This is a genomic window from Blastococcus sp. SYSU DS1024 (assembly GCF_054050795.1).
In genome coordinates this window covers 55191-70557 of the sequence record NZ_JBJHAA010000017.1, presented here as the reverse complement: position 1 = coordinate 70557, position 15367 = coordinate 55191, and the positions used below count along the sequence as shown (strand labels likewise).

Below are 15367 nucleotides of genomic sequence, written 5' to 3'. Positions count from 1 at the left end.
CGGGTCGATGCGCCAGGGTGGGGCAGGGTGAGCGGATGACCACGAGGACCCGCCTGCTGGCCATGGACGACGCGCCGGCACTGACCCGGATCGTCCTCGCGGACCGCGACTTCCTCGCCCCGTGGGAACCGCGGCGCGAGGAGTCCTACTTCACCGAGGAGGGCCAGCGCGAGGAGGTCCGCCGGGCCCTGGACCGGCACGCGCTGGGGCTGGGGCTGCCGCACGTCGTCCTGGACGCGGCCGGCGGGGTCGTCGGCCGGATCACGCTGAACAACATCGTGCGCGGCGCCTTCCAGTCGTGCAGCGTCGGCTACTGGGTGGGCGCGGCCAGCAACGGGCGGGGCCTGGCCACCGCGGCCCTCGGCGACATGCTCCGCCGGGCCTTCGGCGAGCTGGGCCTGCACCGCGTCGAGGCGGGGACGCTGGTGCACAACGCGGCGTCCCAGCGGGTGCTGGAGCGCAACGGGTTCACCCGCTATGGGCTTGCGCCGCAGTACCTGCGGATCGCGGGCCGATGGCAGGACCACTTCCTGTTCCAGGTGCTGAACCCTGCGACGACCTAGCGCCCGACCGACGCAGAAGGCCCCGGACGGCGAACCGTCCGGGGCCTTCGCGACGTGCTGGAACGGCGCCTCTGCAGGGTCCCGCGTCAAGCTCGCGAGACGCGGGGGCAGAGGGCTCCTTCTCAGGCGGTGCGGAGCACGGCCTCGATCTCGAGCTCGACGTTGATCTTGTCGCCGACGACGACGCCGCCGCCGTCCATCGGCATGTCGATGTCGACGCCGTACTCCTTGCGGGAGATCTCGGTCTTGGCGCTGAAGCCGGCGCGCGTGCCGCCGTAGGCGTCCGGGCCGAAGCCGTTGAGCTCGAGCTCGAGCACGACCGGCTTGGTGATGCCCTTGATGGTGAGGTCGCCCTCGACGGTCCAGTCGGCGCCGTCGGTCTTCACGCCGGTCGAGCGGAAGGTCATCACGGTGTGGTTGCCGACGTCGAAGAAGTCGGCGGACTTGATGTGCGCGTCCCGCTGCTCCTGGCGGGTGTCGATCGAGTCCATGTCCACCGTGGCGGTGACGCTGGACTGCGTCGGGTCCTCGGCGGTGACGATCTCGCCGGAGAACTCGCGGAAGTAGCCCCGGACCTTGCTCACCATCATGTGGCGGACGGAGAAGCCGACGGTGGAGTGGCTGGCGTCGATGTCCCAGGTGCCGGCGATGTAGCCGGGGATCTGGACGCTGGTGCTGCTGGTCATGGTGTCTCCCTGGTGGTCGTGCGTGGCGGGGTGATGTCTGGCGTCAGCATAGTTGAGCGCTTGACTATTCCGCCAGTATTCTGTGCCCATGACCATGTCGGTGTCGCCGGAGTCCCTCCCCACGGGTGAGCCGCGCTGGCTCGATCCCGAGGAGCAGAAGGCGTGGCGCGCCTGGCTCTACAGCGCCCAGCTCCTGCTCGACCGGCTCGACCGCGAGCTCAGCCACCGCACCGGCATCTCGCACGCCTACTACGAGATCCTCGTCGCCCTCTCCGAGGCGCCCGAGCGCATGATGCGGATGAGCGAGCTGGCCGACCGGTGCCTCTCCTCCCGGAGCCGGCTCTCGCACGCCGTCTCGCGGCTGGAGGAGCGCGGCTGGGTGCGTCGGCAGGTGTGCGCGGAGGACGGGCGGGGTCAGCTCGCCGTCCTCACCGACGAGGGGTTCGCCGCGCTGGAGGGGGCGGCGCCGGTGCACGTCGAGGGCGTCCGGCGGGAGCTGTTCGACCAGCTCTCCCCCGCGCAGGTGGCCGCCATGCGCGACCTCGGCGAGACGCTGCTGCGCCACCTGGACCCGACGCGCATTCCCTGACCCGCGGCCCCCGGCTCAGCCGCGGGTGACGTCGTCCGGGGGCAGCGGCCAGCGCGGCACGCCCGCGACGGCGCCGTCGGGCAGGCGGCCGGGGAAGCGCGGCGGCCGCTTCTCCAGGAAGGCGGTCACCCCCTCGGCCGGGTCCGGCCCCTCCCCCAGCTCGACCAGCGCCCGGGACTCCGCGCGGTGGGCGTCCCAGGGCGAGGGGGCGCCGAGCATCGACCACAGCAGCTGCCGGGCGGCTCCCACGGCGACCCCGCTGGTGTTCGCCACGATCTCCCGGGCCAGCCCGTAGGCGGTCGGCAGCAGCTCGTCGTCGGGCACTACCCGGGACACCAGCCGGCCGCGCAGCGCCTCCGCGGCGTCGAACACCCGCCCGGTCGCGACCCACTCCATGGCCTGGCTGATGCCGACCACCCGGGGCAGGAACCAGGAGGACGCCGCCTCGGGCACGATCCCGACGCGGCCGAAGACGAACCCGAAGCGCGCCGACTTCGCGGCGATCCGGACGTCCATGGGCAGCGTGAGCGTCGCGCCGATGCCGACGGCCGGGCCGTTGACCGCCGCGATCACCGGCTTGCGCAGCGCGGCGAAGGGCAGCGAGGCGACACCCCCGGCGTCCCGGGGGAAGCCGCCGATCTCCTCGCTGAGCGGACCCGGCGGGCGCTCCCGGGTGCGCCGGTCGGAGAAGGTGTCCTTCCCGCCGCCGAGGTCGGCACCGGCGCAGAACGCCCGGCCCGACCCGGTCACGACCACCACGCGGACGTCGTCGTCGGCGTCCGCGGCCGCCGCGACCCGCCTCAGCTCGTCGGCCATCGTGAGGGTGAACGCGTTGAGCCGGTCCGGCCGGTGCAGCGTCACCGTCGCGACGCCGTCGGCCACCTCGTACCGCAGCTCGGTGAGGTCGCCGGTCATCGCCCCGCGCCCAGGGCCCCGGTGACGGTGAGCCGGGCGACGGCGTCGAGGTGCTCGGCCTCGTCCCCGAGCAGCAGCCGGTCGACCTTCGCCCGCCGCCAGTACAGGTGTGCGTCGTGCTCCCAGGTGAAGCCGATGCCGCCGTGCACCTGGATGAGGGTGCTCGCGGCCCGCTCGAAGGTCGCGGCCGCGCACGCCTTGGCCGCCGACGCCGCCAGCGGCAGCTCCGCGGGGTTGCAGTCGCTCGCCCACGCTGCCCACCAGACCAGCGAGCGCAGCTGCTCCACACCGACCCAGGCGTCGACCAGCATGTGCTTGATCGCCTGGTAGGAGCCGATCCGGCGGCCGAACGCCTCCCGCTCCTGGGCGTAGCCCACGCCCAGCTGCACGCACCGCTCGGCGCCGCCCAGGTCCTCCGCGGCCATGACGACCGCGCCCACCTGCCGGGCGCGGGCCCACAGCTCACCGGCGTCGGGGGTCAGCACGCGGCGGGAGGTCAGCCGGACGGAGGCCAGCCCACGGGTGGCGTCCAGCGGCCGGCCGGGCACGACCTCGCCCTCGCCGACGACCAGGTCCGCACCGTCCAGCCCCAGGAACAGGCCGGCGTCCGCGGCGTCGACCGACGGCGCGGAGCCGTCGACGGCCCCGTCCAGCACGGCGAACGCCGTCGACCCGTCGGCCAGCTGCGCGGCCAGGTCGGGGGCGTCGGCGAGCAGCACCGCGGCGCGCGCGGCCGTGACCAGCGAGGGCGCGGCCAGCACCGCGCCGCCCTGCTCGGCCACGACGGCGAGGTCGAGCAGCGGGCGCCCGGAGCCGCCGGCGGACTCCGGCACGGTGATGCCGAGGAAGCCGATGTCGGCCAGTGCCTTGCGTCCGGGTTCGAGGCGGCCGCCCTCCAGCCCCGCGCGCGCAGCCGCCGGCGAGGCGTTGCCCCGGTAGAAGTCGCGGGCGCCGTCGGCGATGTCGCGCTGGTCGGCGTCGAGGTCGAAGTTCATCGCGCCCCTCCCGAGAAGGGGGCGGTCTTGTCGCTGCGGGGCTCCGGCGGCAGGCCCAGCACCCGCTCGCCGAGGATGTTGCGCAGCACCTGGTCGGTGCCCCCGGCGATGCTGATGCCGGGCAGCCACGACTGGGTCCGCTGCCAGCGGTCGTCGCCGTCGGCGGTGGCGGCGTAGACGGCCTCGTCGCCGAGCAGCCGCACCCCGGCGTCGGCCATGAGCAGTCCGGCCTCGGTGCCGGCGAGCTTCCCGGCGCTGGCCTCGGGCCCCGGGATGCCGCCCTGGCTGAGGACGGTCAGCCGCCGGTACCCGGTGTAGCGGGCGGCGAGCGCCGCGACCACCGCCCGCCCGACCGCCTGGCGGGCGAGCACCTGCCGCTCGGGGTCCAGCCGCGGCAGCCGCTCCCGCGCGTGCCGGGCGAACTCCTCGACCGGCGCCCCGATGGCACCACCGGCGCCGCCGATGGCCACCCGCTCGTTCATCAGCGTGGTCAGCGCGACCCGCCACCCCTCGCCGGGCTCGCCGAGGCGCTCCTCGTCGGGGATGCGCACGTCGTCGAAGAAGACCTCGTTGAAGTCCGCCTGCCCGCCCATCTGGCGCAGCGGGCGCACCGTCACGCCCGGGGCGTGCATGTCGACGACGAACATGGTGAGCCCGGCGTGCTTGGGCTTCTCGGGGTCGGTGCGGGTGAGCAGGATGCCGAAGTCGGCGACGTGCGCCAGCGTCGTCCACACCTTCTGCCCGTTGACGACCCAGTCGTCGCCGTCGCGGACGGCGGTGGTGCGCAGCGCGGCGAGGTCCGAGCCCGACGCCGGCTCGCTGAACAGCTGGCACCACACCTCGTCGGCGCGCAGCAGCGGGGCGAGGTAACGCTCGCGCTGCTCCTGGCTGCCGTGGGCGATGACGGTGGGCCCGCACATGCCGATGCCGATGTGGTTGATCAGTGCCGGCACCCGGGCCCGGGCGAGCTCCTGGCCGACGATCGCCTGCTGCACGAGCGTGCCGCCCTGGCCGCCGTACTCCCGCGGCCAGGTGACGCCGACCAGCCCGGCCTCGGCCAGCACCCGCTGGGTGCGGCGCATCTCGGCCTCGTGGGTGCGGGCGTCGATCCCCTCCTGGCCCGGCGCGAGGTGCAGCAGCTCGTCGGCGTGCTCCTCGAGCAGGGCGCGCACCCGCGCCCGGTACTCGGCCTCGTCGGGGCTGTCGTCGAAGTCCACGGGCACGCCTCTCGTCGGGGAGCGGGTCGGCCGCAGCGTGACAGGCGTCACCCGGAACGGTCAACGGTGACTGTTCCGGGTCGCGTGCACGGCCTACTGTTCCGCGGATGAGCGCCGAGCCCGTCACGGGCGGCGCCGCTCCCGGGCCCCGCTCCCGCTCGGAGCGGACCGCCGACAGCCGCCTGCTGATCCTCGACGCCGCCGTGGCCTGCCTGGTCGAGGACGGGTTCACCGGCGCCTCGACGCTCGCCGTCCAGGCCCGCGCCGGGGTCTCCCGCGGCCGGCTGCTGCACCACTTCCCCTCCCGCGCCGAGCTGCTCGTCGCCGCCGCCGAGCACCTGTCCACGACCCAGCTCGACGAGGTGCGGCGCCGGGCCGCGGCGCTGATGGAGGACGAGCCGACCGGGCGGGAGCGGGTCGACCGGGCGATCGACCTGATGTGGGCGACGTTCCAGGAGCCCCCGTTCTGGGCGGCGATGGAGCTCTGGACGGCGGCGCGCACCGACCCCGACCTGCGGGCGGCGCTGCGTGGCGAGGAGCGGCGGCTGCGGGCGTCCATCGCCGCGGTGGCCGACGGCATCTGGGGGCCGGAGATCGCCGGCGCCGCCACCTACGCCGACCTGTGCGAGCTGCTCTTCACGAGCATGCGGGGTGTGGCGCTGGTGTACGCGTTCGAGGACCGGCCGGCCGCCACCGATCCGCACCTGGCCCTCTGGAAGCGCCTCGCCGCGCGGCTGCTCGCCCTCGACAGTCAGGGTTGACCGCTCACTCCCCGCTCGCCACCATGACGCAGATCACATCGCGTCGGACGTCGAGGAGCAGCCGTGAGCGTCGAGATTCCTCCCCTGCAGGGCAGGGGCATGACCCTGAGCGACCAGCTGGCCCGCTGGAGCCGCGCGACGCCGGACGCGACGGCGCTGCGCTTCGAGGGGACGGGGCGCAGCTACGCCGAGCTGGACCAGCGCGTGACCCGCCTGGCCCGGGCGCTGCGGCAGCGCGGGGTCGGCACCGGTGACCGCGTCGCCGTCCTGACCCTCAACGGCATGGAGGGGTGGGAGTCCTACCTCGCCGGCGTCCGGCTGGGTGCGATCGTCGTCCCGGTCAACTTCCGGCTGGTGGCCGACGAGGTTGCCTACGTGCTCACCGACTCCGGCGCCGTCGCGCTGGTCGTGGACGCCCCCCTGGCCGAGGTCGCCGCCAAGGCGCGCGAGCAGGCGCCGGACGTCGCCACCGCCCTGGTGGTCGGCGGCGGGGACGCCGGGCCGGGCAGCGAGGACTACGAGGCGGCGCTCGCCGCCGCCGGGACCGACCCGCTCGACGTCGTCGTGGACGAGGACGAGCCCGCGTTCATCATGTACACGTCCGGGACCACCGGGCGCCCCAAGGGCGCGGTGCTGACGCACCGGAACCTGCTCCTGCACGCGTTCAGCCAGATCACGACGCTGGGCTGGGACCCCGACGACCGGGTGGGCGTACCCGGCGCGCCGCTGTTCCACATCGCCGGCCTCGCCGGTGGGCTGCCCCCGCTGCTCCTCGGCGGCGTCCACGTGATCATCAAGTCGGGCGCCTTCGACCCGGCCGCGACGCTGGACATGATGGAGCGGGAGAAGGCCTCCAGCATCTTCCTCGTACCCGCGATGTGGGCCGCCGTGCTCGCCGTCCCCAACCTCGCCGCCCGCGACCTCTCGTCGCTGCGGCGGGTCTCCTGGGGCGCGGCCCCCGCCTCCACGACGCTGCTGCGCGCGCTGATCGACGCCTTCCCCCAGGCGGAGGTGGTCACCGCGTTCGGCCAGACCGAGTGCAGCCCCGTCACCTGCCTGCTGCGCGGTGAGGACTCCGTGCGCAAGATCGGCTCGGTCGGCACGCCGATCCTCAACGTCGAGGTCCGGGTGGTCGACGAGGCGATGGAGGACGTCCCGCGGGGCGAGGTGGGCGAGATCGTCTACCGCAGCCCGATGGTGATGAAGGAGTACTGGAACAAGCCGGAGGCGACCGCGGAGGCGTTCGCCGGCGGCTGGTTCCACTCCGGCGACCTGGTCCGCCAGGACGAGGACGGCTACTTCTACGTCGTCGACCGCAAGAAGGACATGATCATCTCCGGCGGGGAGAACATCTACTGCGCCGAGGTGGAGAACGTCCTGGCCGCCCACCCGAAGGTCGCCGAGGTCGCGCTGATCGGCGTCCCCGACACCCGCTACGGCGAGGCGCCCCTGGCCGTCGTCGCCCCGCGCGACGCAGCCGACCCGCCGACCTCCGAGGAGCTCGGCACCTGGTGCCGCGAGCGGCTGGCCCGCTACAAGAACCCGCGGGAGTACTCGGTGGTCGGGGCGCTGCCGCGCAACCCGAGCGGCAAGGTGCTCAAGACCGCGCTGCGGCAGGAGCACTCGGCAGGCTCCCTGGTCGCCGAGCCCGTGGTCTAGTCAGTCGGCCTGGCCGGGCCGTACCAGCCCCGACTCGTAGGCGACCACCACCGCCTGCACCCGGTCCCGCACCCCCAGCTTGGCGAGCACGCGCGCCACGTGGGTCTTCACCGTGCCCTCGCCCAGCACGAGGCGGTCGGCGATCTCGGCGTTGGACAGGCCCCGGGCGACCAGCCGCAGCACCTCCTCCTCGCGCGCGGTCAGCCGGTCGAGGCCGGGCGGCCGTGCCAGGGTGGGTCCGACCCGGCGCACGTGGTCGTCGAGCAGGCGCCGGAGCAGGCTGGGCGCGAGCAGCACGTCACCGGTGCCGGCCGACCGGACGGCGGCGACCAGCTGCTCGCGCGGCATCGACTTGAGCAGGAACCCGGCCGCGCCGGCGCGCAGGGCCTCCACCAGGTGCTCGTCGGCGTCGAACGTCGTCAGCATGACCACCGCCGTCGCCGCGGCGGGGTCGGCGCAGATGCGGCGGGCGGCCTGGATGCCGTCCAGGCGGGGCATCCGGACGTCGACGAGCGCGACGTCGGGGCGCAGCTGCCGGCACAGGCCCACGGCGTCCACCCCGTCGCCGGCCTCCCCGACGACCTCCAGCCCGGCCTCGGCCTCCAGGATCATCCGGAGCCCGGCCCGCACGAGGGCCTCGTCGTCGGCCAGGAGCACCCGGACGCTCATACCGGCGCAGGCTCCGGCACCGGGACGGGCAGCACCGCGCGGGTGGTCCAGCCGCTCCCGTCGGCCCGCGGCCCGGCGGTCATGCCGCCGTCGAAGAGCGCCACGCGCTCCCGGAGGCCCAGGAGGCCGTGCCCCGCCCGCCCGGGATCGCCGCCGCCCGGGCCGTCGTCGGACACCTCGACGGTCAGCGCCTCGTCGGCGAACTCCAGCACCACGCGGATCGGCGCACCAGGGGCGTGCCGGAGCGCGTTGGTCAGCGACTCCTGCACGATCCGGTAGGCGGTCGCCTCCACGGCGGCCGGCAGCGGGCGGACGGGGCCGTCCGTCGTCACCTCGACGTCCCGCCCGGCTGTCCGCGCCGCCACGACGAGCTCGTCGATGGCGGCGATCGAGCCGGGCGACGCGTCCGGGGGCCCGTCGTCCGCGTGCTCCCGGAGGACGCGCAGCATCCGGTGCAGGTCGTCGAGGGCCGTGCGGCCGGACGCGAGCACGACGTCCAGCGCCCGGGCCGCGGCCGGCTCGCGGGTTCCCAGGCTGGCCTGGGCCGCGTCGGCGTGCAGGAGCATGAGCGTGACCCCGTGCCCGACGACGTCGTGCATCTCGCGGGCGATCCGGCGGCGTTCCGCGGCCAGCGCGCCGGCCCGCTGGGCCTCCTGCCGGTGCTCGCGTTCCTGCGCCGCGACGGCCTCGCGCTCGGCCGCGACCGCCCGGTCCAGCCGTTCGCGGGCCAGCCGGGCGAAGACCCAGACGACGACCGGGATCGCCATGTTGGCCACCTCGTCCGCGGCGTTCACCGGCCGGTCGGCGACGAACGGGTAGACCTGCACGGCGACCAGGACCGCGAGCAGCCCCACGGCGGCGTCCCGGCGGCGGTCGGCGTACTGGGCCACCGAGTAGGTGAGGACGAGGACCGCCACGAAGCCGGCGACGGCGGGCACCTCCCCCAGGACGGTCTGGAAGGCCAGGCCCGCGGCGCCGACGACGGCGGCGCCCACCGGCCTGGCTCGCCGGGCCACCAGGCTCGCCGTCATGACGGCGAAGGCCACGTGCTGCAGGCCGCGCGGACCGCTGAGCTCGTCGGCCGCCAGCAGCTCGATCTGACCGGCGACCGTGAGCGCAACGGCGAGCACGCCGTCGCGCACCGGGACCGGGAGGGCCCGCCACCTGCTCAGCACGCCTCGCATGGCGGGCAGCGTAGGGCCGTTCCGGCGCCGAACGGGTCCCTCGGACGGTCGATGCGGGGTCTGCCTCGCGGGGGATGGGCCGCCGACGCGCCGGCCCCGGGATCGGCCACGAGAGGGACGGCGGGTGCGGCCGGGATCGCCAGCGTGGACTCGACGGCGCGAACCACGCGCCCGCCACCGAGGAGAACGCTCATGACCACCTCCGCCGCCACCGCCACCGCCACGACCGACCCGGAGGGGGTGCAGCACCGCTCACCCCTGCCGGCCGCGGCCGGCATCGGCGCGCTGGGCGCCTTCGCCGCGGCCGCCGTCGTCCTCGGCGACCCGCTGGCGGGAGCCGCGAACGCCCAGGAGGCCGCCGTGGCGCTCAGCGGCGCCCCGGTCACGCTCGCCGCGACCCTGCTCGGCGGTTACGCGCTGCTCGCCACCGCGGTGGCCGGCGCGCTGGCCCGGCGGCTGGGGCGCTCCGGCGACACCGCGGCCGTGCGTCTGCTGCCGGTCCTCGGCGCCGGCCACGTGCTGCTGCTGGCCGCGACCTTCGCCGCGCTGGCGGCGGCGGTGGTCGTGGGCACCCAGGTGCTGGGCGGAGGGGTGACCCCGACGGGCGCGGAGACCGGGCTGATCGTGATGAACGTCGTCCACCCGATGGCCGCCTGGGTGGGAGCGGGTTTCCTCGTCGCCGTGGCGGTCGCAGCCCGCGGTACCTCCCGCGCGCTGTCGGTGGTCAGCGCCGTCTTCGCGGCAGGTCTCCTGCTGCCGCCGGTGGGCTGGGCGGTCACCTACCTGATGGCCTTCTGGTTCGCGGGCGTCGGCGTGTGGCTCTGGCGCGCGCGCTGAGCCGGGCCCCTCGGCAGTCCGCCTCGTCGTGCCGGCACCGGCCCCGCAGCCGGCGCCGGAACGACCCGGGTCAGGGGGTGGCGGTGTCGAAGAGGTCGCGCGAGACGACGCCGGTGTCGGGGTTGTCGGTGAACATCCCGTCGATGCCGGCCTCCCAGAAGGCGAGGTGCTCCTCCAGCGCCTGGCCGTAGTCGTCGGGCGCGACGCCGGCCCGCAGCGCCGGGGGCAGGAAGACGTTCTCGTTGCGGAACGTGTACGGGTGCACCAGCAGGCCGGCCCGGTGCGCGTCGTCGACCAGCGCCGTCGGGGTGCCGAGCGTGCCGTCGGGGTTGCGCGGGATGACCTGGCTCTTCTCCGGGCCCACGCCCTCGGCGTACGCGGCGATCTCCTGCAGCCCCGCCGCGGTGGCGAGATCGGCGTAGGTGCGGGGGTCGCCGGCGGCGGTGAGGTCGTAGGGCCGGCCCGAGGCCGACAGCAGCTGCACCAGCGGCACGCGCACCCCCTTCGCCTCCAGCTCCCGCAGGTTCGCCGTCTCGAAGGACTGGATGAAGACCGGCGAGGTGTGCTTGTGCACCCGCGCCTCCTGCAGGTCGGCCATCAGCGGCTCCTCGAGGGAGAGCCCGATCGAGTCGAAGTACGTGGGGTGCTTGGTCTCGACGTAGACGCCGATCTCGCGACGCAGCTCCTTCGTGAGCCGGGCCCGCAGCTCGAGCACCTCGTCGAGGGTCGGCACCTGGTAGAGGCCGTCGTAGAGGGTGTTCTCCTCGCGCACCTCGGGCAGCCGCTCGACGGCCCGGAGGGTGCGCAGCTCGGCGAGGGTGAAGTCCTCGGTGAACCAGCCGGCCAGCGGGGCGCCGTCGATGACCTTGGTCGTGCGGCGGTCGGCGAACTCCGGCCGGCTCGCGACGTCCGTGGTCCCGGAGATCTCGTTCTCGTGGCGGGCGACGAGGACGCCGTCCTTGGTGCTCACCACGTCGGGCTCGATGTAGTCGGCACCCATGCGGGCGGCGAGCTCGTAGGCGGCGAGCGTGTGCTCCGGCCGGTAGCCCGAGGCGCCCCGGTGGCCCACGACGAGCAGGTCGTCGGCGAGCGCGGTGGCGGGCTCGGGGGCCGGCGGCTTCGGTGCGGCGGTCGCGGGGACGGCCGCCGGGACGGCGAGGGACAGGGGGACGGCGACCGCGACGGCGGCGACCGTGGCACGCAGGCGGCGTGCTCGGGACATCGGGACTCCCGCGGGCTCGGACGGCGACCGTCGCCGTCGGCTCCGCGAGGTGATCCCAGCGAGGCCAGGTGCCCGGAGCCGGTCCCCCGCCTCAACTCCGGGTGACGAGCTGGTGGCGTGCCCGTGCCGCGCCGGGTCAGCCGGCCCAGACCTCGCCGACGCGCGCCACGGCGGCCGCCGCCTGCGCCCGCCCGGCCCGCGCGGCGGGCTCCCGCGCGGCGGGGTCGAGGACGTTGCGGCCGATGGCCGCGCGGGCGGCCTCGTCCGGCGAGACGACCGCGACCCGCGACACCATGCCCGTGACCTGCGCGTCGACGCTGGCCAGTGGGCCGACCCCGCGCGGGATCGGCGCCAGGACGACCAGCCGGTCGTAGCCCTGGGCGAGGTCGGCGTTGGCGGCCGAGCGCATGCCGCCGTCGACGTAGCGGCGGCCGTCGACGGTGACCGGCGGGTAGACCCCGGGCACCGCGCAGCTCGCGGCCACGGCGTGCACCAGCGGGACGCCGGACTCCCGGTCGAAGGTGCGGAACTCGCCGGTGGCGGCGTCCACAGCGGTGATGACGAGCTCGCGCTCCGGCCACTCGCGGGACACCAGCCGCGAACCGATGACGTCCAGCCGCTCCTGCTCCGTCGGCGTCAGCCCGGCGGCCTCCGCCGCGAGCGCCAGGGCGCCGATCCGGCGGCGGAACTCCACGTCGCGGCCGCGGCTGGCGACCATCGCCCAGCCGTAGCGGAGCAGGTTGCCGCGGGTCATCCGGGCCACCCGCTCCTGCACCGGGGGCTCCAGCTGCCGGGCATACATCTCCTCCAGCGGAGCCCCGCTGGTGAGCTGGGCGCCGACGACGGAGCCCGCCGAGGTGCCGACGACGAGATCGGCTCCGGTGAGGTCGATCCCTGCCTCGGCCAGCCCCGCGAGCACGCCGATCTCCCAGGCGATGCCGGTGATGCCCCCGCCGCCGAGGACGAGGGCGGTGCGCTGGTCGCTCATGCGGCTCATCCTCACAGACCCCTCGACAGGCGCTGTGAGCTGGGCCACCCTGTGGCTCAGCTCACCCGACGAGAGGAAACGAATGACCACCGTGCAGTCCGCCCCGGCACCCACCACGGTCAGCTGGCCGCCCGGGCTGCCCCGGTCCCTGGACTACCCGAGCGTGCCGGTGGGCTCCATCCTGCGGGCCGCTGTGCGCCGGTGGGGCGACCGGACGGCGTTCGTCGACCACGACGTGCCGCTCACCTTCACCGAGATGGGTGCCCGCGCGCACGCGGTCGCGGGCTGGCTGGCCGACCACGGCATCGGGCGGGGCGACGTCGTCGCCGTCCACATCCCGAACTGCCGGCAGTACCCGCCGCTCTACTACGGGATCCTGCTGGCCGGCGCGACCTTCTCCCCCACCAACCCGCTGCTGCCGGCTGCCGACCTCGCCGCCCAGCTCACCGACGCCGGCGCGAAGGCGCTGATCACCTGGGACCAGGTGCTGCCCTTCGTCCGGGGAGCGCTCGCGCAGACCCCGGTGGAGACGGTCGTCGTCACCGGGGAAGCGCACACCCTCGACTTCGCCGCCCGCCTCGACGGCCTCGAGCCGGCCGACGTCGACCTCGCCGACCTGCTCGCCGGTGACCCGACCGACCGGCACCTCGACGCCGACCTCGACGTCGCGGCCGACCTGGCGCACCTCGCCTACACCGGCGGAACGACCGGCGTCAGCAAGGGCGTGGAGCTGCCGCACCGCCAGGTGGTGACCAACGTCCTGCAGTCGGGCTGCTGGACCTCCGGGGCGATCCCCGCGCTCGACGACGAGGGCGACGTGACGCTGCAGCAGGAGCTCGGCCCCGACGAGTACCCGACCCGGCTCGGTGAGGCCCGGATCATCAACCTGACGCCGTGGTTCCACGCGATGGGGGCGATCGGCTACCTCAACGGCATGGTCATGGGCGGCACGATGACCGTCATCCACATGCGCTTCGACCCGGTGAAGTACGTCGAGGACATGGTCCGGTACGAGGTGACCTCCATCGGCGGCGCGCCCCCGGTCTTCGTGGCGCTGCTGCAGGTTCCCGGGTTCGCCGAGGCCGACCTCTCGCACGTCCGGGGCATCAGCAGCGGCGCGGCTCCCCTCCCGGTCTCGCTGATCGAGAAGATGCAGGCGCTCATGCCGAACGCCACGATCGGCGAGGGCTACGGGCTGACGGAGGTGACCATGATGGCCACCGGCAACCCGACCTTCCGTTCCGGCACCCGCAAGCCGGGCACGGTGGGCGTGCCGATCTTCGACACCGAGATCACCATCCGCCCGCTCGGCGGCGGCGACCCGCTGCCGGCCGGTGAGCGGGGCGAGGTCTGCATCCGCGGCCCCCAGGTGATGCGCGGCTACGCGCACCGGCCCGAGGCCACGGCAGAGTCGATCGACGCCGACGGCTGGTTCCACTCCGGCGACGTCGGCATCCTCGACGAGGACGGCTACCTCTCCATCGTCGACCGCACCAAGGACATGCTTCTCTACAAGGGCTACAACGTCTTCCCGCGCGAGCTGGAGGAGATCCTGTTCGGCGTCCCAGGGGTGGCCGGCGCAGCGGTGGTCGGGCGCCCGGACGAGGACGCCGGCGAGCTGCCGGTGGCCTACGTGGTGCGCAAGGACGACGCGGACGGCACCGCGCTGACCGCCGAGTCGGTCATGGCGGCGGTCAACGACAAGGTGACCCCGTACAAGCGGCTGCGCGACGTGCGCTTCATCGACGCGATCCCGGTCTCGGCGGCCGGAAAGGTGCTCAAGCGGGAGCTCGCCGCCCGCGAGCGCGAGGCCGTCGGCGGCTGAGGCGCAGCGCGCCGCCGCACCCCGAACGGGTGCGGCGGCGCGCATCCGTGCTCGCCGCTCACTATCGTCCGCGGCGTGGAGGAGCAGCGGAACGGTCTGGAGACCGAGCACACCGGCGTGCGCATCGCGCACGTCGAGCAGACCCCGGTCCGCCAGGTGTGGCGCCGCGTCGTCATCGCGGCGATCGTCCTCTTCATCGTGATCCTGATCGTCTACCTGGACCGCGACGGCTACGAGGACAGCAAGGGCGGTCCCATCTCCGTCCTCGATGCCGCCTACTACGCGACGGTCAGCCTCTCCACCACCGGCTACGGCGACATCACGCCGGTCACCCCTGGGGCACGGCTGACCAACGTCCTGCTGATCACGCCGCTGCGGATCATGTTCCTGATCGTCCTCATCGGAACGACCCTCGAGGCGCTGACCGCGCGCTCGCGCGAGGAGTTCCGCATCCACCGCTGGAGGTCCCGCGTGCGCCAGCACGTCATCGTGTGCGGCTACGGCACCAAGGGCCGCAGCGCCATCCGCTCCCTGCAGGCCAGCGGGACACCGCTGGAGAAGATCGTGGTCGTCGACCCCGAGCCCCGGGCGATCGACGAGGCCAACGCGATGGGGCTCACCGGCATCGTCGGCGACGCCGGCCGCACCGAGGTGCTCCGCCGGGCGGCCGTCGAACGCGCCCGGTCGGTGATCGTGGCGGCGAACCGGGACGACGCCTCGGTGCTCATCACCCTGACCGTCCGCCAGCTCAACCCGAGCGTGCCGATCACCACCAGTGTCCGCGAGGAGGAGAACGCCAACCTCCTGCGGCAGTCCGGCGCCGACACGGTCATCACCACGTCGGCGACCTCCGGCCGGCTGCTGGGCCTCTCCACCGACGCCCCGCGCGTGGTCGCCGTGGTCGAGGACCTGGTCACCGGGGGCCAGGGCCTGGACCTGCACCAGCGGACGGTCACCGCCGACGAGGTGGGGCTGGGGCCGCGCCAGCTGCGCGACATCGTGCTGTCGGTGACCCGCGGCGGCCGCACGCTGCGCTTCGACGACCCGCTGATCGGCACCCTGCAGCCGGAGGACGTGCTCGTCGTGGTGAAGGCGCACGACCCGGGGAAGGGCATGCGTCCGCCGACGCAATGACACATGTCGACCCTCCGGGCCGACGACCGCGGCCAGTACATCGCGATCCTCCGGATCGCACCGCGATCACATCGTCGTCCTCCGGACGACACCGCGGCCACGTGCCGTCCCCCTGCGCCGCTG

Annotated in this window: 15 protein-coding genes; 7 read left to right on the top strand and 8 right to left on the bottom strand. The window is 74.6% G+C overall.

The features are described from left to right. Positions 1-35: 35 nt before the first annotated feature. The gene (locus tag ACI79S_RS15480) at positions 36-563 is read left to right on the top strand and encodes a GNAT family N-acetyltransferase (RefSeq protein WP_456594332.1); all 528 of its coding nucleotides are present in this window, start codon (positions 36-38) and stop codon (positions 561-563) included. A gap of 122 nt (positions 564-685) precedes the next feature. Here ACI79S_RS15480 and ACI79S_RS15475 read toward each other — a convergent pair whose 3' ends face one another. Beyond that, a complete protein-coding gene (locus ACI79S_RS15475; RefSeq protein WP_456594331.1) occupies positions 686-1249 on the bottom strand; it encodes a YceI family protein in 564 nt (187 codons plus the stop codon). A gap of 88 nt (positions 1250-1337) precedes the next feature. Here ACI79S_RS15475 and ACI79S_RS15470 point away from each other — a divergent pair, with 88 nt between their 5' ends. Next, positions 1338-1838, top strand: coding sequence for a MarR family winged helix-turn-helix transcriptional regulator (locus ACI79S_RS15470; RefSeq protein WP_456594330.1), 501 nt, complete (start codon positions 1338-1340; stop codon positions 1836-1838). A 15-nt stretch (positions 1839-1853) separates the two neighbouring features. Here the strand turns inward: ACI79S_RS15470 and ACI79S_RS15465 are convergent, their stop codons facing one another. The 3 genes from ACI79S_RS15465 to ACI79S_RS15455 are packed head-to-tail and all read right to left on the bottom strand — an operon-like array spanning position 1854 to position 4971. Further along, complete coding sequence (locus tag ACI79S_RS15465; protein ID WP_456594329.1) at positions 1854-2753, bottom strand: enoyl-CoA hydratase-related protein; 900 nt, start codon at positions 2751-2753, stop codon at positions 1854-1856. After that, positions 2750-3748, bottom strand: a complete 999-nt coding sequence (locus tag ACI79S_RS15460) for an acyl-CoA dehydrogenase family protein (RefSeq protein WP_456594328.1) — start codon at positions 3746-3748, stop codon at positions 2750-2752. The genes ACI79S_RS15465 and ACI79S_RS15460 overlap by 4 nt, the downstream gene beginning before the upstream one ends. After that, positions 3745-4971, bottom strand: coding sequence for an acyl-CoA dehydrogenase family protein (locus ACI79S_RS15455; RefSeq protein WP_456594327.1), 1227 nt, complete (start codon positions 4969-4971; stop codon positions 3745-3747). Before ACI79S_RS15455 ends, ACI79S_RS15460 begins: the two co-directional genes overlap by 4 nt. 101 nt (positions 4972-5072) lie before the next feature. On the opposite strand from ACI79S_RS15455, the gene ACI79S_RS15450 reads away from it, so the two are divergent. Both ACI79S_RS15450 and ACI79S_RS15445 read left to right on the top strand, forming a co-directional pair. Next, positions 5073-5726, top strand: coding sequence for a TetR/AcrR family transcriptional regulator (locus tag ACI79S_RS15450; protein WP_456594326.1), 654 nt, complete (start codon positions 5073-5075; stop codon positions 5724-5726). 63 nt (positions 5727-5789) lie between these two features. Beyond that, a complete protein-coding gene (locus ACI79S_RS15445; RefSeq protein ID WP_456594325.1) occupies positions 5790-7385 on the top strand; it encodes a long-chain-fatty-acid--CoA ligase in 1596 nt (531 codons plus the stop codon). Here ACI79S_RS15445 and ACI79S_RS15440 read toward each other — a convergent pair whose 3' ends face one another. Further along, on the bottom strand, positions 7386-8054 hold the full coding sequence (locus ACI79S_RS15440; protein WP_456594324.1) for a response regulator: 669 nt from the start codon (positions 8052-8054) through the stop codon (positions 7386-7388). It lies immediately after the preceding gene. Then, positions 8051-9238: a sensor histidine kinase gene (locus tag ACI79S_RS15435; RefSeq protein ID WP_456594323.1), complete on the bottom strand. Its 1188-nt coding sequence runs from the start codon at positions 9236-9238 to the stop codon at positions 8051-8053. The genes ACI79S_RS15440 and ACI79S_RS15435 overlap by 4 nt, the downstream gene beginning before the upstream one ends. A 192-nt stretch (positions 9239-9430) precedes the next feature. Here ACI79S_RS15435 and ACI79S_RS15430 point away from each other — a divergent pair, with 192 nt between their 5' ends. Further along, positions 9431-10075 (top strand): hypothetical protein, encoded by a 645-nt coding sequence (locus tag ACI79S_RS15430; RefSeq protein ID WP_456594322.1) that lies wholly within the window; start codon positions 9431-9433, stop codon positions 10073-10075. Positions 10076-10145: 70 nt separating this feature from the next. Here ACI79S_RS15430 and ACI79S_RS15425 read toward each other — a convergent pair whose 3' ends face one another. Beyond that, the gene (locus ACI79S_RS15425) at positions 10146-11297 is read right to left on the bottom strand and encodes a glycerophosphodiester phosphodiesterase (protein ID WP_456594321.1); all 1152 of its coding nucleotides are present in this window, start codon (positions 11295-11297) and stop codon (positions 10146-10148) included. 136 nt (positions 11298-11433) lie between these two features. Continuing rightward, positions 11434-12285: a patatin-like phospholipase family protein gene (locus ACI79S_RS15420; RefSeq protein WP_456594320.1), complete on the bottom strand. Its 852-nt coding sequence runs from the start codon at positions 12283-12285 to the stop codon at positions 11434-11436. A gap of 82 nt (positions 12286-12367) precedes the next feature. Here ACI79S_RS15420 and ACI79S_RS15415 point away from each other — a divergent pair, with 82 nt between their 5' ends. Together ACI79S_RS15415 and ACI79S_RS15410 are read left to right on the top strand one after the other, a co-directional pair. Next, positions 12368-14110 carry a class I adenylate-forming enzyme family protein gene (locus ACI79S_RS15415; RefSeq protein ID WP_456594319.1) on the top strand — a complete coding sequence of 581 codons (1743 nt, stop codon included), beginning with the start codon at positions 12368-12370 and terminating at the stop codon, positions 14108-14110. A 75-nt stretch (positions 14111-14185) separates the two neighbouring features. Next, positions 14186-15244, top strand: a complete 1059-nt coding sequence (locus ACI79S_RS15410) for a potassium channel family protein (protein ID WP_456594318.1) — start codon at positions 14186-14188, stop codon at positions 15242-15244. Positions 15245-15367 lie beyond the last annotated feature (123 nt).